This is a genomic window from Corynebacterium incognita (genome assembly GCF_014217255.1).
Classification (GTDB): Bacteria; Actinomycetota; Actinomycetes; order Mycobacteriales; family Mycobacteriaceae; genus Corynebacterium; species Corynebacterium incognitum.
The window spans coordinates 2021684-2047404 of the sequence record NZ_CP059404.1 but is presented as its reverse complement, the minus strand read 5'-3'; the positions used below and the strand labels follow the sequence as shown (position 1 = coordinate 2047404).

Annotated in this window: 28 protein-coding genes and 1 tRNA gene; 13 read left to right on the top strand and 16 right to left on the bottom strand. The window is 63.4% G+C overall.

The genetic code is table 11. The annotated features are described in order from the left end of the window. Window positions 1-100: 100 nt before the first annotated feature. From xseA to H0194_RS09545, 3 genes are read left to right on the top strand one after another with little or no spacing between them, the layout of a single operon-like run. The gene (xseA, locus tag H0194_RS09555) at window positions 101-1351 is read left to right on the top strand and encodes an exodeoxyribonuclease VII large subunit (protein ID WP_185175657.1); all 1251 of its coding nucleotides are present in this window, start codon (window positions 101-103) and stop codon (window positions 1349-1351) included. A 26-nt stretch (window positions 1352-1377) separates the two neighbouring features. Further along, window positions 1378-1671 (top strand): exodeoxyribonuclease VII small subunit, encoded by a 294-nt coding sequence (locus tag H0194_RS09550; RefSeq protein WP_185175656.1) that lies wholly within the window; start codon window positions 1378-1380, stop codon window positions 1669-1671. A gap of 2 nt (window positions 1672-1673) precedes the next feature. Beyond that, a complete protein-coding gene (locus H0194_RS09545) occupies window positions 1674-2072 on the top strand; it encodes a hypothetical protein (RefSeq protein WP_185175655.1) in 399 nt (132 codons plus the stop codon). A 12-nt stretch (window positions 2073-2084) separates the two neighbouring features. Here H0194_RS09545 and H0194_RS09540 read toward each other — a convergent pair whose 3' ends face one another. Next, window positions 2085-2657: a DUF4245 domain-containing protein gene (locus tag H0194_RS09540; protein WP_185175654.1), complete on the bottom strand. Its 573-nt coding sequence runs from the start codon at window positions 2655-2657 to the stop codon at window positions 2085-2087. 139 nt (window positions 2658-2796) lie between these two features. Here H0194_RS09540 and glpX point away from each other — a divergent pair, with 139 nt between their 5' ends. The 5 genes from glpX (at window position 2797) to H0194_RS09515 (ending at window position 8223) form a co-directional block, all read left to right on the top strand. After that, window positions 2797-3798, top strand: coding sequence for a class II fructose-bisphosphatase (gene glpX / locus H0194_RS09535; protein WP_185175653.1), 1002 nt, complete (start codon window positions 2797-2799; stop codon window positions 3796-3798). A gap of 137 nt (window positions 3799-3935) precedes the next feature. After that, window positions 3936-5336 (top strand): class II fumarate hydratase, encoded by a 1401-nt coding sequence (locus tag H0194_RS09530; RefSeq protein ID WP_185175652.1) that lies wholly within the window; start codon window positions 3936-3938, stop codon window positions 5334-5336. A 107-nt stretch (window positions 5337-5443) separates the two neighbouring features. Then, complete coding sequence (locus tag H0194_RS09525) at window positions 5444-5968, top strand: hypothetical protein (RefSeq protein ID WP_185175651.1); 525 nt, start codon at window positions 5444-5446, stop codon at window positions 5966-5968. A gap of 54 nt (window positions 5969-6022) precedes the next feature. Next, window positions 6023-6637: a TetR/AcrR family transcriptional regulator gene (locus tag H0194_RS09520; RefSeq protein ID WP_185175650.1), complete on the top strand. Its 615-nt coding sequence runs from the start codon at window positions 6023-6025 to the stop codon at window positions 6635-6637. Then, window positions 6631-8223 carry an MDR family MFS transporter gene (locus tag H0194_RS09515; RefSeq protein ID WP_185175649.1) on the top strand — a complete coding sequence of 531 codons (1593 nt, stop codon included), beginning with the start codon at window positions 6631-6633 and terminating at the stop codon, window positions 8221-8223. The genes H0194_RS09520 and H0194_RS09515 overlap by 7 nt, the downstream gene beginning before the upstream one ends. Before the next feature lie 39 nt (window positions 8224-8262). On the opposite strand, the gene H0194_RS09510 is transcribed toward H0194_RS09515, so the two are convergent. The 3 genes from H0194_RS09510 to H0194_RS09500 all read right to left on the bottom strand — a co-directional run bounded on the left by H0194_RS09510 (window position 8263) and on the right by H0194_RS09500 (window position 11422). Further along, window positions 8263-8847: a GNAT family N-acetyltransferase gene (locus tag H0194_RS09510; protein WP_185175648.1), complete on the bottom strand. Its 585-nt coding sequence runs from the start codon at window positions 8845-8847 to the stop codon at window positions 8263-8265. Window positions 8848-8970: 123 nt separating this feature from the next. Next, window positions 8971-10305, bottom strand: a complete 1335-nt coding sequence (gene phoH2 / locus H0194_RS09505; protein WP_246389175.1) for an RNA 5'-3' helicase PhoH2 — start codon at window positions 10303-10305, stop codon at window positions 8971-8973. Between the two features lie 337 nt (window positions 10306-10642). Further along, the gene (locus H0194_RS09500; protein WP_185175646.1) at window positions 10643-11422 is read right to left on the bottom strand and encodes a type 2 periplasmic-binding domain-containing protein; all 780 of its coding nucleotides are present in this window, start codon (window positions 11420-11422) and stop codon (window positions 10643-10645) included. Between the two features lie 106 nt (window positions 11423-11528). Here H0194_RS09500 and H0194_RS09495 point away from each other — a divergent pair, with 106 nt between their 5' ends. After that, complete coding sequence (locus H0194_RS09495; protein ID WP_425486428.1) at window positions 11529-11936, top strand: DUF5997 family protein; 408 nt, start codon at window positions 11529-11531, stop codon at window positions 11934-11936. Here H0194_RS09495 and H0194_RS09490 read toward each other — a convergent pair. From H0194_RS09490 to glyA, 3 genes are read right to left on the bottom strand one after another with little or no spacing between them, the layout of a single operon-like run. Further along, on the bottom strand, window positions 11933-12649 hold the full coding sequence (locus H0194_RS09490) for an aminotransferase class IV (RefSeq protein WP_185175645.1): 717 nt from the start codon (window positions 12647-12649) through the stop codon (window positions 11933-11935). The two genes, H0194_RS09495 and H0194_RS09490, sit on opposite strands and share 4 nt — an antisense overlap. After that, on the bottom strand, window positions 12646-14721 hold the full coding sequence (locus H0194_RS09485; protein ID WP_211996060.1) for a chorismate-binding protein: 2076 nt from the start codon (window positions 14719-14721) through the stop codon (window positions 12646-12648). The genes H0194_RS09490 and H0194_RS09485 overlap by 4 nt, the downstream gene beginning before the upstream one ends. Window positions 14722-14724: 3 nt before the next feature. Further along, window positions 14725-16032 carry a serine hydroxymethyltransferase gene (gene glyA, locus H0194_RS09480; RefSeq protein WP_185175644.1) on the bottom strand — a complete coding sequence of 436 codons (1308 nt, stop codon included), beginning with the start codon at window positions 16030-16032 and terminating at the stop codon, window positions 14725-14727. A gap of 157 nt (window positions 16033-16189) precedes the next feature. Here glyA and coaA point away from each other — a divergent pair, with 157 nt between their 5' ends. Beyond that, complete coding sequence (gene coaA / locus H0194_RS09475; RefSeq protein WP_185175643.1) at window positions 16190-17116, top strand: type I pantothenate kinase; 927 nt, start codon at window positions 16190-16192, stop codon at window positions 17114-17116. Window positions 17117-17125: 9 nt separating this feature from the next. Here the strand turns inward: coaA and H0194_RS09470 are convergent, their stop codons facing one another. The 3 genes from H0194_RS09470 to mca are packed head-to-tail and all read right to left on the bottom strand — an operon-like array spanning window position 17126 to window position 19208. Beyond that, entirely contained in the window at window positions 17126-17896 is a 771-nt protein-coding gene (locus H0194_RS09470; RefSeq protein ID WP_185175642.1) for an isoprenyl transferase, read from the bottom strand. Window positions 17897-17935: 39 nt separating this feature from the next. Then, window positions 17936-18241, bottom strand: a complete 306-nt coding sequence (locus tag H0194_RS09465) for a hypothetical protein (RefSeq protein ID WP_185175641.1) — start codon at window positions 18239-18241, stop codon at window positions 17936-17938. 10 nt (window positions 18242-18251) lie between these two features. Beyond that, window positions 18252-19208, bottom strand: coding sequence for a mycothiol conjugate amidase Mca (mca, locus tag H0194_RS09460; RefSeq protein WP_185175640.1), 957 nt, complete (start codon window positions 19206-19208; stop codon window positions 18252-18254). An 84-nt stretch (window positions 19209-19292) separates the two neighbouring features. Here mca and H0194_RS09455 point away from each other — a divergent pair, with 84 nt between their 5' ends. From H0194_RS09455 to H0194_RS09445, 3 genes are all read left to right on the top strand, one after another. Further along, window positions 19293-19748, top strand: coding sequence for a DUF4307 domain-containing protein (locus tag H0194_RS09455; protein ID WP_185175639.1), 456 nt, complete (start codon window positions 19293-19295; stop codon window positions 19746-19748). Window positions 19749-19820: 72 nt separating this feature from the next. Continuing rightward, window positions 19821-20345: a transcription elongation factor GreA gene (greA, locus tag H0194_RS09450; protein WP_185175638.1), complete on the top strand. Its 525-nt coding sequence runs from the start codon at window positions 19821-19823 to the stop codon at window positions 20343-20345. Between the two features lie 51 nt (window positions 20346-20396). Further along, window positions 20397-20708, top strand: a complete 312-nt coding sequence (locus tag H0194_RS09445; RefSeq protein ID WP_185175637.1) for a hypothetical protein — start codon at window positions 20397-20399, stop codon at window positions 20706-20708. A gap of 68 nt (window positions 20709-20776) precedes the next feature. Here the strand turns inward: H0194_RS09445 and H0194_RS09440 are convergent, their stop codons facing one another. The 6 genes from H0194_RS09440 to eno all read right to left on the bottom strand — a co-directional run bounded on the left by H0194_RS09440 (window position 20777) and on the right by eno (window position 25594). Continuing rightward, window positions 20777-21625: a Bax inhibitor-1/YccA family protein gene (locus H0194_RS09440; protein ID WP_185175636.1), complete on the bottom strand. Its 849-nt coding sequence runs from the start codon at window positions 21623-21625 to the stop codon at window positions 20777-20779. Window positions 21626-21968: 343 nt separating this feature from the next. Then, window positions 21969-22045 (bottom strand) — tRNA-Leu (locus H0194_RS09435). Between the two features lie 56 nt (window positions 22046-22101). After that, a complete protein-coding gene (locus tag H0194_RS09430; protein ID WP_185175635.1) occupies window positions 22102-23061 on the bottom strand; it encodes a Ppx/GppA phosphatase family protein in 960 nt (319 codons plus the stop codon). Window positions 23062-23092: 31 nt separating this feature from the next. After that, entirely contained in the window at window positions 23093-23638 is a 546-nt protein-coding gene (locus H0194_RS09425) for a DUF501 domain-containing protein (RefSeq protein WP_185175634.1), read from the bottom strand. A gap of 13 nt (window positions 23639-23651) precedes the next feature. After that, window positions 23652-24236 carry an FtsB family cell division protein gene (locus H0194_RS11030; RefSeq protein WP_246388892.1) on the bottom strand — a complete coding sequence of 195 codons (585 nt, stop codon included), beginning with the start codon at window positions 24234-24236 and terminating at the stop codon, window positions 23652-23654. An 80-nt stretch (window positions 24237-24316) separates the two neighbouring features. Continuing rightward, entirely contained in the window at window positions 24317-25594 is a 1278-nt protein-coding gene (gene eno, locus H0194_RS09415; protein ID WP_185175633.1) for a phosphopyruvate hydratase, read from the bottom strand. Between the last annotated feature and the right edge of the window lie 127 nt (window positions 25595-25721).

Sequence of the window (25721 nt, the reverse complement as noted above, 5' to 3'; positions counted from 1 at the left end):
CACCAGACTAGCCAAGATCGGCGAAAAACCATAGGCCACGTATGTCACCCTCTGGGCTAGACTGGGTGACCGTCACTAACTTTCTCAAGGAGGCGCAGCATTGGCGGAGGCGAGATCCACCAAGAACACCGCGGACACCGCTTGGCCGGTGAGCCAACTCAACTCCGTAGTGAAGTCATATATCGAGCGTATGGGCTATATTTGGGTCGAGGGCCAGCTCACTCAGATCAATGTCAAGCCCAGCTGGAAGCTCAGCTACCTCACGTTGCGCGATACTGAGCAGGAAAAGTCGGTGTCCCTGACGTGTCCCACAAATATCATCGCGAATGCCCCCACCCCACTCAAGGACGGCGACCGCGTAGTTGTCTTGGGTAGGCCTCAGTACTACGAAGGACGCGGCAGTTTTTCCCTGTGGGTGTCGGAGATCCGGCAGGTGGGACTGGGGCAGTTGCTCGCGCGCGTTGAGATGTTGCGGCAGCAGCTGGCCCAGGAGGGGCTTTTCGACGCCTCCCGGAAGCGCCCGCTTCCCTTTCTCCCCAAGACCGTTGGACTCATCACGGGCCGCGGTTCCGCGGCGGAACGCGACGTCCTCGCCGTGGCACAAGCACGCTGGCCTGAGGTCAATGTCCGGGTCATCAACACCGCAGTGCAGGGAGCTACCGCCGTACCCCAGGTCATCGACGCCCTGCAGCGCCTCGATGCGGACCCGGAGGTGGACGTCATCATCATCACCCGCGGCGGCGGTTCGGTGGAAGACCTTCTCCCGTTTTCCGAAGAATCCCTGCAGCGCGCTGTCGCGGCGGCGCAGACCCCGGTCGTCTCCGCCATTGGCCACGAACCGGACAATCCGGTGCTCGACAACGTCGCCGACCTCCGCGCCGCCACGCCTACCGACGCCGCGAAGAAGGTGGTCCCGGACGTCGTCACCGAACGCGAGAGGCTGCGTGAGGCCCGCTCCCGCATGGCGGGTTCGCTGCGCGGCTGGGTCGACCGCGAACGCCGTAATCTGCAGTCCCTGCGTTCCCGCCCGGTGCTCGCGGACCCGCTGACCCCGATCACCCGCCGCCGCGACGAGCTCGACCGCGCCCGTACACTGATTCGCCGCGACATTTCCCACCTCCTGGAGAAGGAAACCAGCCGGATCAGCGGTCTGCGCTCTCAGGTCTCAACGCTGGGCCCCGCCGCCACGTTGGAGCGTGGTTACGCAGTGGTCCAGGTACTCCCGCGCGACGGCGGCGACCCCGAAGTGGTCACCTCGTACACCCAGGCCCCGCCAGGCAGTCAGTTGCGTATCCGCGTTGGCGACGGATCGATTACCGCCGCCGGCATGGCCGCCACCCCAGCCGACTAAAAACACCTTCAGCGAAAGGACACCTCATGACTAACCCCAGCCCCGACACCTTCGGCCACGGCCAACACAATGACAACGCCCAGACCCCTGTTGAGCAACTGGGCTACGAGCAGGCGCGTGACGAACTCGTGGAGACCGTGCGCATCCTCGAGCTTGGTCAGATGAGCCTTGATGAGTCGTTGCGCTACTGGGAGCGCGGCGAGACCCTGGCCCGGCGCTGCGAAGAGCTTCTCGACGGCGCGTCCCGCCGCGTGGAAAGCGCCCTCCAGGCGGCCCAGGGCGCAGACAACTCCCCTGCAGGCGAACAGGAAGGACAATAGTCATGCAGCTACGTGGCTACGCTGACCGCGTGGACTTTATTTCCCGCTCCGGGGCAGCCGGCTCCGTGTGCTTCGGCGACACGCGCCGCCAGGTGGAGGACTTCTTTGGCAGGGCCCACCGCGTCGATGGCGACAGCGTGTTGTATTTCCACGACGCGCTGGAGGTCCGCGTTCCAGAAGACGGCGGTGTGGAGTCCATAACGATGCGCACCGACGTGATGAAAGAAAAGGTCTCGCTGCATTGGGGCAAAGACCCCATCACCGGCGCGAGCGTAGAACAGCTCGACGCCTTCCGCGCCGCAGGCTTAGACATTGTGACGACCACCGAAGCGGCCGAGACGACCGAGAACGGCGAGCGCCAGGTGGTCAAGGCCGTGACGTTTAGCGCCGTCACTGCCTAGCCACAAGACGGCTTATTTAGTCGGCAGCGGCTGCGCGTCCATGGTGGCACGGAGGAGGGTGGTGACGTCCTCCTCGTTAGCGGTGCCGCCCAGAACCACGCGAATGTCACCAAGGTCAGCGGCCCACAAATCCTTGACGTCGCCGGATTCACCGGCGTGCAGTTGCAGCTCCACGCCGTCAACGTCCACGGTGCGCTTGACCTCGCGGTAATTGGCGTCAACGCCTGTCACGGCGTCGTCAAGCGGGAGCGAGGTCTGGATCAGCTGGATGAAGGTGTCCTTGTCCGTCACCCAGCCCACGACGGCGGCGGGGGTTCCCGCCACGTTGGCACGGCGGGCGACGTTGGGCATCCAGCCCTCTGGCGTCTGCGGCAGGCGCAGCGGCGTCGAGGTGCTGCGGGCCTCCATAGTCAGGAACGTCTCCGCGTCGACCTCGTGTACCGCAGGATTGTCTTTGGCTTCCGGGTTGATGGAACACAAGCCGGTTACGCCAACGACGGCGAACATCATCACGAGGATGACAGCAAGGGACAGCATCATGTCCCGGCCGCCCTGGAAAATTCTTGGTTTTTCTTCGCGTGCCACGCCGTCAAGTATGGCATGGAGCACGGTGGGCCTAGAAATAGCCCGAATTCGGGGGCGACGATCGGTCACTGTGGTTTGATAGGAAGTGGAATAATATCTGACACAGACTCCCCCGTCACAGAAAGGCCCCGACACCACAATGTCTCACCCCAATGCAGAACTTCCGGATCGTAACCTCGCCATGGAGCTGGTCCGCGTGACCGAGGCCGCGGCCCTCGCCTCCGGACGCTGGGTAGGCCGTGGACAGAAGGAGTCTGGCGACGGCGCGGCCGTGGACGCGATGCGCAAGCTCATCAACTCCGTGAACATGAATGGCATCGTGGTCATCGGCGAGGGCGAAAAGGACGAGGCCCCCATGCTGTTCAACGGTGAGGAAGTAGGCACCGGTCAGGGCGCAGCCATGGACATCGCTGTGGACCCCGTGGACGGCACCCGCCTCATGGCTGAGGGCCGCCCCAACGCTATCTCCGTCATCGCTGCGGCTGAGCGCGGCACCATGTACGACCCCTCCGCGGTGTTTTACATGAACAAGATTGCCGTCGGCCCGGAGGCAGCGGGCGCCATCGACATCACTGCCCCGGTAGCGCACAACGTTCAGGCCGTAGCCAAGGCCAAGGGCATCCGCCCGGATGAGGTCACCGTGGTGGTCTTGGACCGCCCGCGCCACGAAACCTTGATCAAGGACATCCGCGAGGCCGGCGCCAAGGTGCGACTCATCATGGACGGTGACGTTGCCGGCGCCATCGCTGCGGCACAGAACAACAACTCCATTGACCTGGCCATGGGCATCGGCGGCACCCCGGAAGGCATCATCACCGCATGCGCCATGAAGTGCCTGGGCGGCGAGATTCAGGGCATGCTGGCTCCGACCGACGACGCCGAGCGCGAGAAGGCCAAGGCCGCGGGCCTGGACGTCACCCAGGTTCTGAGCACCAACGACTTGGTGTCTTCTGACAACTGCTACTTCGCTGCTACCGGCGTGACCAACGGCGATATGCTCCGCGGCGTATCGTACCGCTCCAATGGCGCCACCACCCGCTCCCTGGTGATGCGTTCGAAGTCCGGCACCATTCGCCACATCGAGTCCGTCCACAAGCTCTCCAAGCTGGCAGAATACTCCGTGGTGGACTACACCAAGTAGTCCTAAATTAGGCGGACTTCCCGCTACTTGCACAACCCTCACGCGCTATGATGACCGTGTGAGGGTTGTGCTATTTCAACTCCCCCGCGCCCCCTTCTCTACGGGCAGAAACAGCAACTAACTAAAGGTGGTTTTTCATGACTGAGTTCCGCATTGAGCACGACACCATGGGTGAGGTCAAGGTTCCGGCTGACGCCCTGTGGCGCGCCCAAACCCAGCGTGCAGTGGACAACTTCCCGATTTCCGGCCGTGGCCTGGAGAACGCGCAGATTCGCGCGCTGGGCCTGCTGAAGGCGTCCTGCGCCGAGGTGAACAAGGCCAACGGCAAGCTGGATGCTGACAAGGCTGACGCCATCATCGCTGCCGCTAAGGAAATCGCTGAGGGTAAGCACAACGAGCAGTTCCCGATTGACGTTTTCCAGACCGGTTCCGGTACCTCCTCCAACATGAACACCAACGAGGTTATTGCCTCCATCGCCGCCAACAACGGCGTTGAGGTGCACCCGAACGACCACGTGAACATGGGTCAGTCCTCTAACGACACCTTCCCCACCGCTACCCACGTGGCTGCCACCGAGGCTGCAGTCAATGACCTGCTGCCCGCGCTGAAGGTGCTGCACGACTCCCTGTTGGCTAAGGCCAAGGAATTCAAGAACGTCGTGAAGGCCGGCCGCACCCACATGATGGACGCTGTCCCGGTCACCCTGGGCCAGGAGTTCGCAGGTTACGCGCGCCAGGTGGAGCTGGGCATCGAGCGCGTCGAGGCCACCTTGCCACACTTGGGCGAGCTCGCTATCGGCGGCACCGCCACGGGCACCGGCCTGAACACCGACGCTGACTTCGGCGCGAAGGTCACCGAGGAGCTGAAGAAGCTCACCGGCATCGACGTCCTGTCTGAGGCGAAGAACCACTTCGAGGCGCAGGCCGCCCGTGACTCGCTGGTGGAGTTCTCCGGCGCCATGCGCACCGTAGCGGTCTCCCTGACCAAGATTGGCTCCGACATCCGCCTGATGGGTTCAGGCCCGCTGACCGGCCTGTCCGAGCTGCACGTTCCGGAGCTGCAGCCCGGTTCCTCCATCATGCCGGGCAAGGTGAACCCAGTCATGGTGGAGATGCTCACCCAGGTGTCCTGCCAAGTGGTGGGCAACGACGCCGCCGTGGCTATGGGTGGCTCCCAGGGCCAGTTCGAGCTCAACGTCTACATCCCGATGATGGCGCGTAACGTGCTCGAGTCCGCTCGCCTGCTGGCTAACGCTTCCCGCGTCTTCGCCGAGAAGTGCGTCGATGGTCTGGAGGCTAACGTCGAGCGCATGGAGAAGTACGCTGGCATGTCCACCTCCATCGTTACCCCGCTGAACTCCGCCATCGGCTATGAGAACGCCGCCAAGGCCGCCAAGCACGCGCTGCACCAGCAGATGACCGTCCGCGAGGCAGTCATCGACCTGGGCTTTGTCGACGGCGACAACCTCACCGAGGAAGAACTGGACAAGCGCCTGGACACCCTGAAGATGGCCAATATCGACCGCGACGACTTCTAAACGTCGCACATTAGGCCACGACCGCTAGGTCGCTTGTGGGGCCGGCTCCGTAAGGAGTCGGCCCCTTTATTGTTTTCTCATCAACCACTGCCACTAGGCTTGGGTTTATGCCGGACAACACCTTTGACACCTATCGGGAATCTCGTTCCACCGCGCGGGGAATCATCACCGCCGGAATCGTGGTGCTCATCGTCGCCGCCCTCGCGGCCCTCTCGGCGGCGTGGTACGCATTGAGCACTAAGCCGAACGACGCCCCAGAGGACGCGGACTCTCCCGCTGCGGCCACCGTCACTGTCACGGCACCGCCCCAGTCGGCCACCGAGCTCACGGGCACATATAGCGGCCGCGTGTCCTCCGCCACCGCCGCCGAGGCCGGCGATAACAAGGAGTGGACGATGATGGTTACCTTCGGCGGCAACACCGCCACGTTGGGTTACCCGGACTCAGGTTGCTTCGTGTATTTGTCCGAGCCTGTCGACGACGCAGGGGCCACCGTGTTCAAAGCTTCTCCGGTGTCCAAGAAATGCAACGCCGACGGGACCTGGTCGTTCCGCCCCAATGAGGATGGGCTCTACGCTGAGTATTCCGAGGGCAGTGATCTGCTCGTCACAGGACAAGTCCGCCGCGACTGACTTCACGCAACATGCACTTGGTGCAAACTTGCACCGGGTGTAAAGTTGCCTCCTATGCAGGATAACGACAGCAATTCCGGCGGCCTCCGCGAACAAAAGCGCCGCCAAACAAAAGAAGCGATCGAAGACGCAGCTACCAGGCTGGTGGACGAACACGGATTTCCGGCCGTCACCATCGAGCAGATCTGCGAGGACGCCGGCATCTCCCGCCGGACGTTCTTCAACTACTTCGACACCAAGGACGAGGCCGTCTTGGGCAAATCGGAGGAGCTTTTCAACGCTGCCACCCGCGACGCCTTTCTCCACACCCCTTCGGACAATTTGGTGCGCACCATCGTGGAACTCACCTTTGAGCATGTCGCAGCGCGCGAGGAGTCCCCACACATCCGGGAGCGCCGCATGCGCATCGTGCAGTCGAACGACGTCGCGGCACTAGTTATGCACCGGAAACGTCAGACGGCCTTCGACCTGATCGACCTCGTCGAGAAGCACTTCGAGCACTGCCCGCACGATCGCCGCCTGCCGGAGGTCACGGGGCGTCGAGAAGCAGCCATCATCGGCGGACTGGCGCGCGAATCCATCTGGGTTTCGATGCGCGAAGGCAGCCGCGACGCCGCACTTAACACCGCTCAACACATCACCGACTACGCGAAAGGCCTGACATGGTAGAACGCATTGAATCCGTTGCCTCATCCTCGCGCCCTGGCCACATTCAGGCAGCGCCCGCCGCCCCCACCCAGCGCGTCTCCGTGGTGTTTTCCGCCCTGCTGCTCACCATGCTGATGAGCTCGCTGGGGCAAATGATTTTCTCCACGGCTCTGCCCACCATCGTGGGCGAGCTCGGCGGCGTGGACAAGATGAGCTGGGTCATCTCGGTCTTCCTCATGTGCCAAACCATCGCCATGCCCATCTTTGGCAAGATGGGTGACGTTCTTGGACGTAAGTGGCTCTACATCGGCTCCATCGCCCTGTTCCTGGTGGGCTCCGCCCTCGGCGGGTTCGCCCACACCATGGAGCTGCTCATCATCGGCCGCGCCATCCAGGGCTTTGCGGCCGGCGGTCTCATGATCTCCTCGCAGGCCATCGTGGCGGAGGTCATCCCCGCCCGCGAACGCGGTAAGTACATGGGCATCATGGGTGCTACCTTCGGCGTCTCCTCCGTGCTCGGCCCAGTGCTCGGCGGTTGGTTTACCGACGGCCCCGGCTGGCGATGGGGATTGTGGGTCAACATCCCCCTCGGCCTTCTGGCTCTGTGCGTGGCGACGGCCGTGCTCAAGCTGCGGGTGGGTGACAAGAAAGCGGCCCACTTCGACTGGCTGGGAGCGCTGTTCATTGCGACGTTTACCTCGTCGCTCATCCTGATGACCACATGGGCCGGAACCCAATACGAGTGGGGCTCCCCGACCATCATCGGCTTGGGTATTTCCACCGTCACCAGCGCCGTGCTCCTGATCATCGTAGAGCTGCGCGCCGCGGAACCGCTCATCCCGGTATCGCTATTCAAGAACCGCAACATGGCTCTGACCACCGCGTCGGGCACCGTGATGGGCCTCGCGATGTTCGGCGTCTTGGGATATATGCCCACCTACTTGCAGATGGTGCACACCATGACCCCGACTGAAGCGGGTCTGATGATGATCCCGATGATGGTAGGCATGATCGGAACCTCCACGTCTGTGGGCTTTATCATCTCCCGAACCGGGCGCTACAAGTACTACCCCATCGTCGGCCTGGCGATTATGGCCGGCGCGTTGTTTCTGTTGTCCGGGCTCGAGGTGCACACCACGCTCATCGTCTTGGGTGTGTACTTGTTTATCTTCGGCGTCGGCCTGGGCCTCGTCATGCAGGTGTTGGTGTTGATTGTGCAGAACAGCTTCCCTATCCAGCTGGTGGGCACCGCGACGGCGGCGAACAACTTCTTCCGCCAGATTGGCGGCGCGGTCGGCGCCTCGCTCGTGGGCTCAATGTTCATCCACAACTTGCAGAATGAGATGGCCACGCGCCTGCCGGAGGCCATCGCCTCGATGGGCAAGGCCGGCGCGGAAACTGCCGCGAAACTGGAATCCGGCGGCGGCACCCAGTCGCTCACACCGGGCGTGGTAGCTGCCATGCCGGAGCCGATCCGCGAAGCCATCCTGGTTTCCTACAACGACGGCCTGACCCCAGTGTTCCTGCTCATGGCACCACTGGCCATCGTGTCCCTCCTCTTGCTCATCCCGCTGCGCGAGGAAGCCCTCAAGGAGACCGTGGACTAAACGACGACCGCCGCCCTCCAGGCCGGCCCGCCGGACTACCTACTGGTCAGCCTGGTCGCCCTCGCACGCCTCCAGCTCGTCCGGCGTCGGCACCTTTTCGGGCTTCGGAAGAAGCTTCTCCCACACCTCGGTGTCGCGCCACTGTCCTGCCAACTCGCCGTAGGTCATCTTGGCTAGGTGAGAGTAGGTTCCCACCTTGACGAAGCCACGCGACTCGTGCAGCTTCGCGGAGCCAACATTTTCGGGGAAGATCCAGGCGTGGATGCCCCACTTGCCAATCTCGGCGCAGACTTCGATGAGCTTATCCAATAACGCGCCTGCGATGCCGCGGCCCTGTGCATCGGCGTGGATGTAAATGGAGTCCTCCACCACGCCGTGAAACACGGAACGAGAAGAAATCGGTGCCGCGGAGACCCAGCCCAAGACTTTGTCCGGCTCGTCTTCTTCCACCGCCACGAAGACCGTGTCCATAATCTTGGAAGTTCGGAAACGTTCCCAGCTCATGGCCTTGGTTTCAAACGTGGCGTGTCCGCTTTGCAGACCCATTTCATAAATAGCTTGCATCTGTGGATAGTCACCGTCCTTCAGCGGACGGATCTGGAAGTCTTTGCGCTTTTCGGTCATAAAGTCAATTGTTCCGAAAACCTGTGTACCGCGACAACGTTAACGCCCCCAAGAGGTGTAATTTCACCAGTTGGGGGCGTTGTGCATGGGGTAACTGCGCCAGATTTTAGGGCGCGTCTCACACTAGGAGTGGTCGTTTTCCAACAGATCCGTCACCAGCTCCGCGATGGCGGAGCGTTCCGAGCGCTGCAGGGTGATGTGCGCAAACAGCTCGTGATCCTTAAGCTTCTCGATGACAGCCTGCACGCCGTCGTGGCGGCCGACGCGCAGGTTGTCGCGCTGGGCGACGTCGTGGGTGAGCACCACCCGGGAGCCGCGGCCCAGGCGGGAGAGCACAGTGAGCAAAACGTTGCGCTCGAGCGACTGCGCCTCATCCACGATGACGAAGGAATCGTGAAGGCTTCGGCCACGGATGTGGGTCAGCGGCAGTACCTCGATGAGCCCCCGCTCGTGGATCTCATCGATGACGTTCTCCGACACTAGGCCGTCCAGGGTGTCGTACACCGCCTGCGCCCACGGGTTCATCTTCTCCTGCTCAGAGCCGGGCAGGTACCCCAGGGACTGACCACCCACCGCGTACATGGGGCGGAAGACGACGATGCGGCGGTGTTCCTGGCGCTCCAAGACCGCCTCAAGGCCGGCGCAGAGTGCCAGCGCGGACTTACCCGTGCCCGCGCGGCCGCCGATGGAGACGATCCCTACGGAGTTATCAAGCAACAGGTCCAGGGCGATGCGCTGCTCTGCGGAACGCCCCTGCACACCGAAGGCTTGCTGATCCCCGCGAATCAGGCGAATGGCGCCATCCGGCAGCACCCGGCCAAGCGCGGACTGGGACTGCGCGGTGAGCGTCACGCCGCAGTGCACTGGCAGCTCAGACACGAGGGTTCCCGCCTCGGTCACGGCGCCATCGATCACGACTTCCCCATCGCGATACAACTCACCGATGACCTCGGAGCTGGTGTGGACCGTCGCCATGCCCGTGTAACCGGTGAGCACTACGTCCTGCGCGTGGTACTCGTCGGCCTCCAGCCCCACGGCACCGGCCTTGACGCGCAGCGGCACGTCCTTGGTCACCAGCACAGTCTCCTTGCCCTCGTGCGCCAGATTCAACGCGCCGGCCAGGATGCGGTGATCACCTTCAGTGCCGCGGAACGCCGCGGGCAGCAGGGATTGATCCTGGTGATTGAGCTCGACGCGCAGGGTGCCGCCATCAACGTTGACCGGAACCGGCTGATCGAGGTGCTCGTAGGTCTGGCGCAGTTCCTCCAAAAGACGAAGAGCTTGGCGGGCGAACCAGCCAAGCTCTGGATGATGACGTTTCCCCTCCAGTTCGGAGATAACAACGACCGGGAGGACAACATCGTGCTCCGCAAATTTCCGCAGGGCCCAGGGGTCAGACAACAACACGGAGGTATCAATCACATACGTCTTCACGCCGGTCTTTTCACCGCCCTCCATCTCGATGTTGTCTAATGGGTTGCGAGTGGGTTGGGTGGTTGGGGTGGTCGGGTCGAACATAGGCTTCGGGCTCTCCCTTGAGTGCACCGCTAGCTCAGGTACCTAAGCCCGCGGCGCTGCTGGTTGACAGCATAATCTTGGTATCACGCCCGCCCGTCGGTACCGACTGACAACGAACGCCGGCCGGGTGGCCCGTGGCTGCCACCCGGTTGAGCACCAATCTAACGACCGAAGGTTGAAATTACACTAGTGAAAGATGAACGTTAGGTTACACGGAATTCACCGCATCCCCACTCGTCACATGCGCCCCACCGCGGTGCATCGTGGGCCCCTCCACCTAACGTCTGCCACCCCGGCCGCGCGAATGACCCCGCGAACCCCCTCGTGAATTCCCCTTTGTATTTTTGCCATTGCGCGCAGGCTTGCCGACGCCGCGGCCGCCCGCGGCCTGCTCGCGGCGGGCCTGCTTAGCCTTGGCCTTGTCCCGCGCGGAAAGCTTCGGCTTCTCCTGTCGCGACGACGCCGCGGTACGCCCCTTGGCGATGCCGACGAAATCTTGTATCGCTTCACTATCGGCGGCCTTGCGCCACACCAAGGCAATCTCGGTGCGCGGCAGCGTATCTGGTTCTTCAAGAAACCCAAGCGGCACCACAAGTTTCTTCGATAGCACCTTCAGCAGCGGCCGCGGCGCGATCACCACGCCCACGTTGGCCGCCACCACCTGAAGCCCGGCGCGCACGGCATCCACGTCCACCATCCCGTCCGCCCCCAGCCGGTAGTTCACGTGTTCCTCAGCGACGTCGCCCGGCTGCACAGCCTCGCCCACTTCGGCGTAGACCGATTCCTTCGGCACCGCGATGCCCGGCTCCTCCTCGTACAGGCGCACCACGAAGAAGTCGTCGCTCGTACCCGCGCGCAACCGTGGGTCCCCGCCCGCGGTCACAGGCAGACGCGCCAACGCCACGTTGGCGTGGTCTGGGTCGTCGGCAGGCAAGAGCAGGCGCGCCACCGCATCGTCGGCGTCCCTCGCGTCAAGACCGCCGTGCGCGGTAAAACGCCGGAAGCGGTCAAACCACTTCCCAGGCTCGGTGCCGGTGGCGAAAGCTAACTTTAACATTGCTCCCATCCTAGCGCCCCCATCCTCGCGCGCCGGTCTACCGCACCTGGACGCGACGCAGCGAAGCATTGCAGCCTATGCCCCATTCGCTGCTAGCGTGGTAGCCGTGAGTGATAACACCGAAAAGCACACCGAGCCCTCCGGTCGCGCCATGCGCGCGCAAACCGCTGCCAAGAAACTGGGCATCTTCCTCCCCGCCGCGCCGGAGGAGTTCCAGAACTCAGCCGTGACCCACGCGGAACTTCGCGATCTGCACAACAACCCGCCGGCCTGGCTGGAGGAACTGCGCCGCAACGGCCCGCACCCACGCCCCGTCGTGGCGCAGAAGCTGGGCATTTCCACCACGGCATTAAAGAAGAACGACCTGGACAAGCCGCTGACCACCGCGGAGATCAAGGCGCTCCTCGAAGATCAGCCGCAGTGGCTCCGCGAGGCGCGCACAGCCCTGGCCGAGCACCGCGAGGCACAGGCGGCGGGCGCTACAGGCGACGCCGCAGACACCGACGACGCCTAGCCTTCTGGAAAAGTCTCCGCCGCCTCCCAGAGCGCGGCGTTGCAGTCGGCAGTAGGTGGCGCGGGGCATGCTTGTCGACGTTCCCCGTTCGCCAGCACCCACTGTGTCACCGGCGTCCAGCCGTGTAACGAGCTGCCGAGCCATGCCGCGTATTCCGGTAGGGCCGCCACCGCCACCCGGCGCCGGTCTATCTCCGCCGCTGTGCGCCGCAGCGTAATCGACTCCAAGACCTCCTGGCCCGCACCGGGCACAAAGGACTCTCCGCCGCCCGTGCCATCAAAGAGCAGCAGCGTGCCGTGGGCGGCTTCGCTCACCTCGCCGCCGCGATGCAGCACCGCGTCATCCGCGCCCAGCTCCTGCGCCTGTGCCCGTAGCGCGGCCAGTACTGGTAGGTCGGGCCCCTTGACCCGCGGTGCCACCCGCGGGTCCCCTGCCTCCGGTAGCCACAACGTCGACTCCGTTCGCAGCCGCGGGGCGGGGCGCACGTCCACGTCCAACTTCCCGCTGTCCGAATCGAAACTTATTTTGGGAAACCACCGCCCGCGCCGCGGCAATTCCCGGCGCAACTGCGCGAGGAAAGCGGCGACAGCGCGCTCTTCTGCCCCGGCGGCGACCGCCATCGCTAGGAACCGGCTCTCGTGTTCGCGCCAGCCCACTACCTTCCCCTCGTCCAGGAGGTAGGAGTCAACCACTTCAGCGCTGCACATTGTCATGCGCCAGGTCCCCGCAGTAGGTTACGCAACGGCGCCGCCTTGGTCATGGTCTCAGCGTACTCGGCCTCAGGATCGGACAGCGCGATGATGGCGCCGCCGCTGCCGTAGGTGGCGCGGTCGCCGTGGACCACGAGGCTACGGATTGTCATGGAAAAATCCACTGCACCGTTGCGAGAGATATACCCGAATGCACCCGAATACGCGCCGCGGTGTGTGCCCTCAAGCTCGTCGATGATCCCCAGCGTGCGCTCTTTGGGCGCGCCAGTCATCGACCCAGCAGGAAACAGCGCCGCGATGGCACTCGCCGGCGTCTCCTCCGGGCGCAGGCGTCCGCAGACGGTCGAGACCAGCTGATACACAGTGGCGTATTCCTCCACCGCGAACAGCGCAGGAACGTTGACCTCATCCGCGACCTTGGCGATATCGTGGCGCACTAGATCGACGATCATGAGGTTTTCCGCCTGATCCTTTTCACTTGTTCGCAGGTCCTCCCGCGCGGCGGCGTCCGCGGCGGATTCGCCGCTACGCGGGCGCGTACCCTTGATGGGCCGGGAGGTGATGAGCCCTTCGGGGCTTAACTGCATGAAGCACTCCGGCGACGTCGACAGCAGCGTCACCTCGCCAAAATCAAGGTACCCCGCCCGCGGCGACGGGTTGGCCCCGCGCAGCGTGCGATAGGTGGCCAGGACGTCGGCGGGCGCCGGAAGCTCCAACCGATTAGTCAGGCACACCTCGTAGGTCTCCCCCGCCTCAATCAGTTCCTGGGCCCGGGCAATGCGCTCCAGGTAGGCCTGCTTGTCGTGCACCTGGGTCCAGCGATCCGGCGCCTCACCTGCGCTGTCACCCCGAGCGCTGTCGGCCCGTGCGCTTGCCGACGCCCGCGTGTGCCCCGGCGCCGACGTATGAGTCATGCACTCGCGCACGGCAGCTGCGGTGTCACGTACCCAGCGCGCATTCTCCGCGTTGTTGCCCTCGCGTGTATCGCCGCGCAGCGCCACGACGTGGGCAGTGCGCGCCGCGTGGTCCACGATGATGGCGCGCTCACAGTACACCAACTGCGCGTCCGGGGTCGGGGACGTGTGTGCCACGTGACCTTCGGTCTCCCCCTTGAGCTCGTACCCCAGGTAACCCACCCAGCCAAACGCGAAGTCGCAGCCCGGCACCGGCGGCGGCGTCAACGGCGAGGTGCGCTTGCGCGTCCACCGCTCCTCCAGTTGGGAGAAGAACCCCGGGCCTTGCTCGCCAACCCGATAGTCCCAACATTCGCCGACTGTCCCCGAGTCGTCACCGAGAATGGAATAGCCCTCGTCGGCGCTCGAATCCAGCCAGAACGCGTTGCCGCGCAGGGCCCCTTCCATGAGGCGACTCAAGTCCGCTTGCGCATACGTGACTTCCTCGTGCACGTACAGTTCATCGCGACCGCGGCCCCGGTGCCATTGCACCGCCAGATCGAGGAAGTTGCGCAGCAGGATCATACCATGGCCGTCACCAATGGACTCCGGGTGAAACTGCACGCCCCAGCGCGGCCGGGACTTGTCCGCGACCGCCATCACCAATCCTGCCGCGGCGTGTCCTTCGGTTTCCCCGGCGCACTCCAGCCGCGCGGTGACCGTGAGGTGCTCGGGGACCTTCCAGGCCACCAGCGAGTGATAGCGCACCACCTCATAAGGGCTGGGTATCCCGGCGAACAGGCCGGTGCCGTCGTGAACAATCTGGCTGCGGCGGCCATGCACCGGCTCCGGGGCGCGGTCGACGGTCCCGCCGCCAAGCTGCACCATGGCCTGGTGACCCAGGCAGACGCCGAGCACAGGGCCGTCGTAAAGCTCGATGACCTGAGCGGACAGCCCCAAGTCATCCGGATTGCTCGGGGTGCCCGGCCCGGGCGAGATGACCACGGCATCAAAACCCGCGAGCCGCGCGGCGACATCGGCGGCGTCGGAGGTATCCCAGGCGTCGTGAGGCACGACGGATGGCCGCCTACCAGTGATCTCGTGCAGGTAGGCGGCCAGGTTATGCGTGAAAGAATCGTGGTTGTCCACGATGAGAACACGCAATAAAGCCAGCTCGGTCAAGTACTAGACCAGCTTCCAGTCCTCAAGGCCGTCGTAGAGCGGGTAATCCTGGGCGACCTTGGTCACGCGCTCGCGCAGCTGCGCCACGTCAGCGTCCTTGCCCTGCGCCAAGGTGGTGCCGATGATGTCCGCGACCTCCTCGAAAGCCTTCGCGTCCAGGCCGCGGGTAGCCAGCGCCGGGGTACCGATACGCAGACCCGAGGTGACCATCGGCGGGCGCGGATCGTTCGGGACGGCGTTGCGGTTGACGGTGATGCCGACCTCGTGCAGCAGATCCTCGGCCTGCTGGCCATCCAGCTGGGAGTCCACCAGATCCACCAGAACCAAGTGGGTATCCGTACCGCCGGTGAGTACCTTCACACCAGCCTTGGCGCAATCCTCAGCCTGCAGGCGCTCCGCTAGCAGGCGCGCGCCTTCCACGGTGCGCTCTTGGCGCTCCTTGAACTCCGGGGTGCCGGCGATCTTCATGGCCACCGCCTTTGCCGCGATGACATGCATGAGCGGGCCACCCTGGTGGCCGGGGAACACGGAGGAGTTGAGCTTCTTGGCAAAGTCCTGCTTCGCCAGGATCATGCCGGAACGCGGGCCGCCCAGAGTCTTGTGCACGGTGGTGGACACGACGTCGGAATGCTCCACCGGGTTCGGGTACAGACCCGCGGCCACCAGGCCCGCGAAGTGAGCCATGTCGGTCCACAAGTACGCGCCCACCTCGTCCGCGATAGAACGGAAGGCAGCGAAGTCCAGCTGGCGCGGGTACGCGGACCAACCAGCAATGATGACCTGCGGCTTCTCCGCCAGGGCCTGCTCGCGGACCTTGTCCATGTCAATGAGGCCGGTCTCAGTGTCCACCTCGTAGGCGGCGACCTCGTAGAGCTTGCCGGAGAAGTTCAGCTTCATGCCGTGGGTGAGGTGACCACCGTGCGCGAGGGACAGACCCATGATCTTGTCGCCCGGGTTGATGAGAGCCGAGAGCACCGCGGCGTTGGCCTGCGCACCGGAGTGTGGCTGCACGTTGGCGAACTCCGCGCCGAAGACGGCCTTGGCGCGCTCGCGGGCCAAATCCTCCACGACGTCGACATGCTCGCAGCCGCCGTAGTAGCGGCGGCCCGGGTAGCCCTCCGCATACTTGTTAGTCAGGACGGAGCCTTGCGCCTGCAGCACGCCACGTGGCACGAAGTTTTCACTCGCGATCATTTCCAAGGTGTCGCGCTGGCGTGTAATCTCGCCGGAGATAGCGGCGTAGACATCAGGGTCGATCTCGCTGAGATCCTGGTAGCGAATATCCGCGGCGTTCGCAGTGTTCTCGGTCATCGGCTAGGCCAGTCCTTTCCAAAATTGTGATGCAGGGCAAAATATGATGCTCTGTTCAGTCTAGCCGCTCGGTCACCCATCGTTCAGGGATTCCCTTTTTAATCATTTTGACCCAATAAGTCCACGCCAGGCCACGAGGAGTGCAACAATGGTCACCATGGCGCGCCCGAACGACACCAGCCCCTACCTTGACTTCCCCCGGGAGTCCTGGCGAGAGCTGCGCAATTCCATGCCCCAGGTCCTCACCGAAGACGAGGTTGCGGAGCTTTCCGGCATTGGCGAAAACATTGACTTGCGTGAGGTCGCGGACATCTATCTCCCGCTGTCACGCCTCATTCACCTCCAGGTGCGCGCCCGTCAGAAACTCACCGCTGCCACCGAACTGTTTACCGGCGAGCCCAACGGCAATATCCCCTTCATCATCGGTGTCGCCGGCTCCGTTGCCGTGGGTAAGTCCACCACTGCCCGCTTGCTCCAGGTCTTGCTGCAGCGCTGGGATTCCCACCCCAAAGTGGATCTGGTGACCACCGACGGCTTCCTCCACCCCACGCGCGTCTTGGAAGAGCGCGGCTTGATGAACCGCAAGGGCTTCCCCGAGTCTTACGATCGGCGTGGGCTGCTGCGCTTTGTCACGGACGTCAAGTCCGGCAAAGCCGAGGTCAAGGCACCGGTCTACTCGCACGAGGCCTACGACATCCTCCCCAACGAGTACCAGCTGGTTCAACAGCCTGACATCGTCATCTTGGAAGGACTCAACGTCCTGCAGACGGGCCCGACCCTCATGGTCAGTGATCTGCTGGATTTCTCCGTCTACGTGGACGCGCGCATCGACACCATCGAGCAGTGGTTTATCAACCGTTTCCTGCGCCTACGTGATACTGCTTTCCGACGCCCAGGTGCCCATTTCGCCGAGTACGCCGACATCAGCGACGCCGAGGCCATCGCTTTTGCCCGCGAGGTCTGGCAGTCCATTAACTTGCCCAACCTCACCGAAAACATCCTGCCCACCCGCGTGCGGGCTTCGCTCGTGCTCCGCAAGGGCGAGAGCCACCTGGTCGAGCAGGTGCGGATGCGCAAGATCTAAGGTTCTGTCCTACTTGCCGAAGCGGCGAGAGCGCTGCGAATAATCGCGTAACGCGCGCAGGAAATCCACCTTGCGGAAGGCTGGCCAGTAGGTATCCGTGAACCAAATCTCCGAATAGGCTGCCTGCCACAGCAAGAAACCAGACAGTCGCTGCTCGCCGGACGTGCGGATGACCAAGTCTGGATCCGGAAGCCCCTTGGTGTACAAGTGCTCGGTAATCGACTCCGCGGTCACGCGGTCCGCGATCTCCGCCGCGGGCGCGCCAGCCTCCACTTCCTCGCGAATGAGGTTCTGCACGGCGTCAACAATCTCCTGGCGGCCGCCGTAGCCCACGGCAATATTAACGATGACCCCAGTGTTGTCCTTGGTACTACCCGCCGCGCGCTGCATCCGCGCCACGACCTCTTCGGGCAGCAGATCCAGATGGCCGACGAGACGCAGCTGGCAGCCCAGGTCGCCCTGCGACAGGTGCATCACCACGTCCGAAATGATGTCAAAAAGCAGCCCCACTTCCTCAGTACTGCGCTTGAGATTCTCAGTGGAGAGCAGGTAGATGGTCACAACCTCTACCTGGGTGTCCCGGCACCACGAGATCATCTCGCCAATTGTGCGAGCGCCCTGCCGGTGGCCGTGAGAGATATCAGTAAAGCCCGCTTCACGAGCCCAGCGACGGTTTCCGTCAGCCATGATGGCGACATGCTTAGGCTGCGGCTTGTCCGCAATCTGGCGCAGCAGACGAGCCTCATAGAGCGGGTAGAGCAGTTGCGGCAGGTAATTCACGGATGTAATTCTACAGACCCCGCCGCCAAAACGGGAGGTTTAAAACGGCGACTTCTTCCGCCGATCCAACACACCAGCTTCTTCCATGGCCTTATCCACCGCTGCCTCATCAAAGACGTCCAGGTTGTGTTCCTGAGCAAACAACATGCGGCGGCGGAAGCGCGAGTAGCGGCGGTGAAACGCCCACCCCAGCGACAGCACGATGATTGCCAGGACCACCAGGATGGTCAGGCCGATGGGCGAGGCTTTGCCGAACTCCGGGCCCACCGGGCCTTCGGGCGTGCCCTGCGCCAGAACCACGGCGTCGGCCACAGAGGGGGCATATGCGGAAAGGTGCGCGAACATACCTGCCACCTTATTCCCCCACCGGCAGTTCTTCCAAGCGTGGCGTCCGCGCCAGCTTGGCGACGCCACCTTCTGCCGCCAGGTCCGCGACATCGATCCCGGCCCACAGCTCCGCCTCGGGCAACGTTGCAGGAACGCGGGTGCGCGCCAGTTCGAACTCCTCGGTCGGCCACAGTTCGCGCTGCACGCTAGCCGGGGTGGCCAAGAATGCGCCGGCGGGATCGATCTGGGTGGCATGCGCCCGCAGGGCGTCGTCACGCTGCTCGAAGTAGTCGCCACACTCCACCTGGGTCGTCACTCGTGCCATGATGTCACCCATGTTGGGATCCCAGCGCTTCATCATCCAGGCATACGGGCTGGTCTTGCCCTGCTCGATGAGATGTTCGTGGAAGAGCTTCATGCGCTGGTAGACAAAGCCGTGGGAGTAGTAAAGCTTGAGGGGGCTCCAGGCCTCGCCCAGCTCCGGCTTGTAGTCCGGATCGCCAGCGCGCTCCCAGGCGAGCATGGACGCGCGGTGCACCATCAGGTGATCCGGGTGCGGGTAGCCGCCGTTCTCGTCGTAAGTAATGATGACGTGCGGTTGGAACTCACGAATGATCTGGATGAAGCGATCCGCAACGTGGTCGTCGCCTGCCAGCGCGAAGCAACCCTCAGGAAGAGGCGGCAACGGATCGCCTTCGGGCAGCCCGGAATCCACGTACCCCAACCACGTGTGCTGCACCCCCAGTGCGGCGGCAGCCTGGGCCATTTCCTCGTGGCGCACTGCCTTCATGTTTTCCTTGACACCCGGACGATCCATGGCGGGGTTGATGATGTCCCCGCGCTCACCACCGGTACAGGTCAACACCAACACATCGGCACCGAGTGCGGCGTACTTGGCGGTGGTGGCCGCCCCCTTGGACGACTCGTCGTCCGGGTGGGCGTGAATGGCCAAGACTTTTAGTCCAGCAAGGTTGTCAGCGTGCACGCACGTCCCCTTTCTCAATAGTCTTCACCATCCTAACCATGGGCCGACATGAACTAAAAGGTGCATGGGCTAAACTACGATTCTATGACCTCCCGTCCTGCCGCCCGATACGGCGGATCCTCTCGCACATCCACCAGCAACTCGGGGACCATGAGTGGCAAGATTATCGCCGTCATCATGGTGGCCATTGTGCTCGCCGCGGCGTTCTTCGCGGCAAAGTACTTCATGGACAAGCAGAAGGTCAACGCGTCCATCAGCTACGTCTCGCACGAGATCATCTCTGACGACAAGACCCGAGTGTGGGTGGATGTCACCCGCAATCGCCCTGAAGAACCGGCCTACTGCATCGTTCAGGCTTATGACTACGACAAGGCAGAAATCGGGCGACGCGAGGTTCCGCTGCCCCCGGGGACGGAGAAGAGTCAGCGCATCGGTGTGGACATCGCGACGACGCGCCGCGGAGTGGCGGGCGGCGTCTACGGCTGCTCCAGCGAGATCCCGTCGTATATGGACCTAGAAAACCCGCAATACACCAGTTAAACCCACGTTCTTGCCCAACTGCGCCTGTGCTATATTTGGTGCGCATTCGAATACTAAAGGGAAGGTTTCACCATGGCAGAAGCAAAGAAGCAGTACATCACCCCGGAAACCAAGGCCAAGCTGGAGCAGGAGCTCCAGGAGCTTATTGATCACCGCCCGGTCGTCGCCGCGGAAATCAACGAGCGCCGCGAAGAGGGCGACCTCAAGGAGAACGCCGGCTACGACGCCGCCCGCGAGATGCAGGATCAGGAAGAGGCCCGCATTAAGCAGATCTCCGAAATCCTCGCCAACTCCACCACTGAGCGCTCCGGCATCGAAGAGGGCGTGGCCCACATTGGTTCCGTGGTGCACGTGTACTACAACGGTGACGAGAACGATAAGGAAACCTTCCTCATCGGTACCCGCGCGGCGGCCTCCGACAACAAGGACCTGGAGACTTACTCCGAGGAGTCCCCGTTGGGCGCTGCCATCCTGGGCGCCCGCGAGGGTGACACCTGCGAGTACACCGCTCCGAGCGGTAAGACCCTGACCGTGACGATTGTCTCCGCAGCACCGTACGATTCCGCGAAGGCTGCTACTCCGCGCGCGGCAAAGTAGTAAAATAGATACGCACTTCCATTCTTTTTCAAGTCAAAGGACGCACTTTCCATGAGCATGTTTTCTTCCCGCCGTATCCTGACCGCTGGCATGGGCGCTGTGGCTGCCCTGGCACTCGCCGCTTGCTCCCCTCCGAACGAGCAGCCGAGCGACAAGAAGGTGGACACCGCGCCTTCCTTCAGCAACGAGAAGTCCGGTTCGGGTTCCTCTGCTGAATCTTCCGCTGAGTCCTCTGATCCTGCTTCTGAGTCTGCTGCGGAGTCCGGCGCAGAATCTGCCACCGAATCCGGTGCGGAGACCGCGACCGAGTCCGGCGCTACTGAGCTGGGCGCTGAGTCCGGCGCCGAGGCACCAGCGGCCTAATTGCTCCTTTGACTGCCAAAAGGGCGCATCCCATATGGGATGCGCCCTTTTGTTATGCCTTCAGCGAACTAGTCGCGGAAGTAGCTCAGCAGACGGAGAATCTCGGTGTAGAGCCACACCAAGGTCACGGCCAGGCCCAGTGCCACGCCCCAGGCGTACTTGGACGGTGCGCCGGCGCGGATGAGACGGTCAGCGGTGTCGAAGTCCAAGAGGAAGGACATCGCCGCCAAGACGATGCAGACCAGGGAGAAGATGATGGCCAGCATACCGCCGTCACGCAGCGGGTTCGCATCGGTGAAGATAGCGAGCAGCAGGTTGCCCAGGGCCATGATGGCCACGCCGAAGATGGCGCCCACCAGGATGCGGGTGAACTTCGGGGTGACGCGGATAGCCCCGGTCTTGTACACGAACAGCATGCCGATAAACACGCCGATGGTTGCCAGGATTGCCTGGCCGATCATCGCGGCGCCGGAGGAACCGCCCACGGTGAAGTTCGTGAACATCAGCGAGAAGCCGCCAACGAAAAGGCCCTCGAAGACTGCATAAATCAGCGTGACGGCCGCGGAACCGTACTTCTTGCCGAACGAGGAGATCAGCACGGTAATGAAGCCGCCAATTGCGCCGACGAGGGTCAGGATCATCGCCAGGCCCGGGTTGCCGAGGCCGACGAAGTAGTTGACTGCCGCAAAGGCAATGATGACGGCCAGGGTGATACCCGTCTTGGCCACCACATCATCAATGGTCATCGGGCGTTCGGTGGCCACCGGCTGCTGTTGGTAGCCTCCCATCCCTGGATAACCCTGATACCCCTGCGCGCCGGGGTATCCCTGCGCACCCGGGGCGTTCTGGTACCCAGCCTGTGTTTGCTGCATGGCACTGTTGCCAATTGAGTTCATAACCGGGTTACTGCTTCGCATGAGCTTCCCAAATCCTTTCACGACGTTTCTTTACCACCGGTTCAACGATCCGGACGTGCCTATTGTTCCCTAGTTTCAAAAATAGGTGTGGCTCAACCCACCCCCGCATTCATTAGTCCCGACATCTCCGCACACCGCCCCAACCACCCCACTCGGCAACCGGCCGGCGCGCGCAACCCACCAACCGTGGCACTTCGGGCGCACCGCCCTAACCACCCCACCCGGCAACCGGCCGGCGCGCACAGCCCACCAACCGTGGCACTTTGGGCGCACGGCGGCGCTGGAGGGGGCGGGACAGCAAAAGGGAGGCCGAAGCCTCCCTTTTACTGCTTAACGTAGGTGATGGTGCCCCCAGTCGGACTCGAACCGACACTGAATGGATTTTAAGTCCACTGCCTCTGCCGATTGGGCTATAGGGGCGTTGTGCGCTCGTACCATTTTAAGGCACGGCGCGCGGGAACTAACAATAGGGCACGCTACTGCGCGGCGTCCACGATTCCGGCGATGATGCCGTCGAGAATGTCTTTCTCGCTAATTACGAAGGAATTGGTGTCAGTCGCATCGCCGATGAGGTCCATGATTCCGTGCACCGCCACCGCGCCGCCGCCAATGACGTCCGCGCGGCCCGGATGAATGACAGGATTCAGCGCGCGGGACGCAGCCGGCTGCTTCACCAGGTGATCTAGAAGCACACGCAGCGCACCGAAGCGAACGATGCTGCCGTGAATGGCATCCGGGTCGTACTTCTCCAGGCCCTGGGCGAGAGCCGAGAGCGTGGTGAACGTTCCTGCGCACCCGACGAACGTCCGGGCATCCTGGAGCGGTACTGTCTTCGCGACGTCGGCAAGCTGTGCGGAAACATAGTCGCGCGCGGCCGCAAGCTCGTCCGGGGTGGCAGGGTCGGTGGGAAGGAAACGCTCCGTGAGGCGGACGCAGCCCATGCGCGCGGAGTAGGCGCCATGGATGTCGCCGGTGTGGTCGCCCACGATGAACTCGGTCGAGCCGCCGCCCAGGTCAATGACGCAGAACGGCCCCTTGTCCGGGCTCAAGTCCCCCACCGCGCCGCGGAAGGACAGCTGGGCCTCTTCCGCACCAAAGATGACCTCCGCCATCGCGCCCGGCTGGATTTGCCCGAGGAGCTCGGCAGTCATGTCGAAGAACTCTTGGCGGTTTTCAGCATCGCGGGACGCGGAGGTGGCTACCATGCGGACCGCGGTGACGTTTTCAAAGCGCATCTGCTCCACGAAGTTGGACAGCGCGGCGCGTGCTCGCGCGATGGCAGCGTCGGAGATGCGGCCGGTAGCGTCCACGCCTTCGCCGAGGCGGATGATCTCCATGAGCCGAGTGACGTCACGGATCTTGCCGTCCGGGAGGACTTCGGAGATGAGTAGTCGGATGGAATTGGTGCCGCAGTCGACGGCAGCGTAGCGAGGCACTATCTGGTTGCTCCTTGTTAGCTTCTTTGCTTTAGGCGTTGCTGAAATCGAAGTCGGCGAGGTTGATGCCGAGCTCTTCGGTGGTGGGCCAGTCCGCGGGGATCGCAGTGCCACGCAGGTTGCCGTGGTCCGCAGCCATGGCCACGGCCTCGGTACCGAGACGGAAATGCTCAGGTCCCTCCGCCAGCGCATAGGCGATGAGCACGTGCAGGCACTTCACCCGGTCGGGCATGCCGCCACCGGAGAAGTCAGTGCCCAGGTCTTCCATCTCGTTGCGCTTGGCCAAGAAGTGCTCGTGGGCCGCGCGGTAGTCGGCGGCGAGGTCTTCGTCGGTCTCCAAACGAGATTCCATCCACTTCATCACGTGCGCTACCTCCAGGCGGGAAGCTTCCGCAGTCAGGCGCGGGTCCGTGAGGTAGTAGAGGGTAGGAAACGGCGTGCCGTCGGGAAGCTTCGGCGCGGTCTTGAGGACCGCGGGCTGCCCGTCAGGGGTGCGGTAGGAGATGTCCACGACGCCGCGCGGGCGACGCCCCAGCTGTTCCTGGACGACGTCGAGGTCTGCTTCAGTTACGCTCATGCCCGCTATTGTCTCACGAAGCCGGCGGGCGCGTATCTTCAGCCACGGACTCCCACAGCACTGCGTACCACTCGCGTTGGTCTTCTTCCGCGTGCTTGTCCGTGGTCAGGCTTCCCTGGTCGCTGACCCGGGGGTCCAGGATGCGGTAGGCCGTCTCCCCTGGCGCAACCACGCCGAGGCGGCGGCGGGCCTCTTCTTCGATGAAGTCCTCGTCGCGGTATTTCTCAATGTCGCTGAGGAGGCGTTCCTTCTCCGCTTTCTTCGCTGCAATGGACTCGTGAAGGCGCGCTATCTCGGTGCGCCCTTGGTAATAGTTGCGCAGCGGCATAGCGATGGTGATGAGGATGATCAGCAACACGGTGGTGAGCACGGCGAAGCCGACGATGTCGAGGCGCTGCGGCAAGCGCTTGGCGACGTCCGCGCTGGTGGCGGCCAGCGAGCGGCCTTGCACCTCGCGGTGGGCGACGGGGACTTTCTTGGCTGCACGCTGTGGTCGTCGTTCTGTCCGGCGTGCGGGCGGCTCGCCGGAAGCCCCGGCGCGTGGCGCTGCGTTGCGCTCCGCCCGGTTGTTTCCTTTGTGCGACGACTGACCAAACATAATTAAGCCCCAATCCTAGCCAAAGGATGGGGCTTCATTGACTGTGGCGCGCGATCCGCGCCACGTGTTTTTACAGCGATTTAGCCGTTGAAACGCGGGAACGCGGAGCGACCAGCGTAGACGGCGGCGTCGCCGAGCTCGTGCTCGATGCGCAGCAACTGGTTGTACTTAGCCACGCGCTCGGAGCGGGCCGGGGCGCCGGTCTTAATCTGGCCGCAGGACAGCGCGACGGCCAGATCGGCGATGGTGGTGTCCTCGGTCTCGCCAGAGCGGTGGGACATCATGGTGCGGTAGCCATTGCGGTGAGCCAGCTCCACGGCATCGAAGGTCTCGGTGAGGGTACCGATCTGGTTGACCTTCACCAGCAGAGCATTGGCGGCCTTCTTGTCGATGCCCTCCTGCAGGCGAGCCGGGTTGGTGACGAAGAAGTCGTCGCCGACGATCTGCACCTTGTCGCCGATGGCGGCGGTGAGAGCGGTGTAGCCCTCCCAGTCGTCCTCCTGCAGCGGGTCCTCGATGGACACGATCGGGTACTCGGAGATGAGCTCCTCGTAGACCTTGTTCATTTCCTCGGCAGTGTGCTCGCCGCCCTCGAAGTGGTACTTGCCGTCCTTGAAGAACTCGGAGGAAGCGACGTCGAGAGCCAGAGCAATCTGCTCACCTGGGGTGTAGCCGGCAGCCTTAATGGCCTCCATGATGAGATCCAGGGCGGCCTTGGTGGACTCGACGGACGGGGCGAAGCCGCCCTCGTCGCCCAGGCCGGTGGACAGGCCGCGATCCTTGATGACCTTCTTCAAGCTGTGGTAGACCTCCGCGCCCTGGCGTAGTGCCTCGGAGAAGGATTCTGCGCCGATGGGGGCGATCATGAACTCCTGGACGTCGACGCCGGAGTCAGCGTGTGCGCCACCGTTGAGGATGTTCATCATCGGGACCGGCAGGGTGTGGGCGTTCGGGCCGCCGATGTAGCGGTACAGCGGCAGGTCTGCGGACTCGGCGGCGGCCTTGGCTGCTGCCATGGACACGCCGAGGATGGCGTTGGCACCCAAGCGGGACTTGTTCTCGGTGCCGTCAAGCGCGATCATGGCCTGGTCAATGAGGCGCTGGTCATCGGCCTCGAAGCCGACCAGCTCGTCAGCGATTTCCTCGTTGACATTCTCCACTGCCTTGAGGACACCCTTGCCGCCGTAACGCTCGTCTTCGTCGCGAAGCTCGTGAGCCTCGTGCACGCCGGTGGATGCGCCGGAAGGCACGCCGGCGATGCCGTGCGCGCCGTCATCCAGGAATACGGCTGCCTCGACGGTGGGATTACCGCGGGAGTCCATAATCTCACGTGCAAATACATGAATGATTTCTGCCATGGTGGTGCTGCTCCTTAAACAAGCTCTTTGAGTTCACGACGGGTTCGCGGCAGCGCCACGGCGGAGCCTGAGGAGGCACCGCGGCGCGGGTGGTCCCCGTTCCCCACAATTCTTACACAATCCGCGG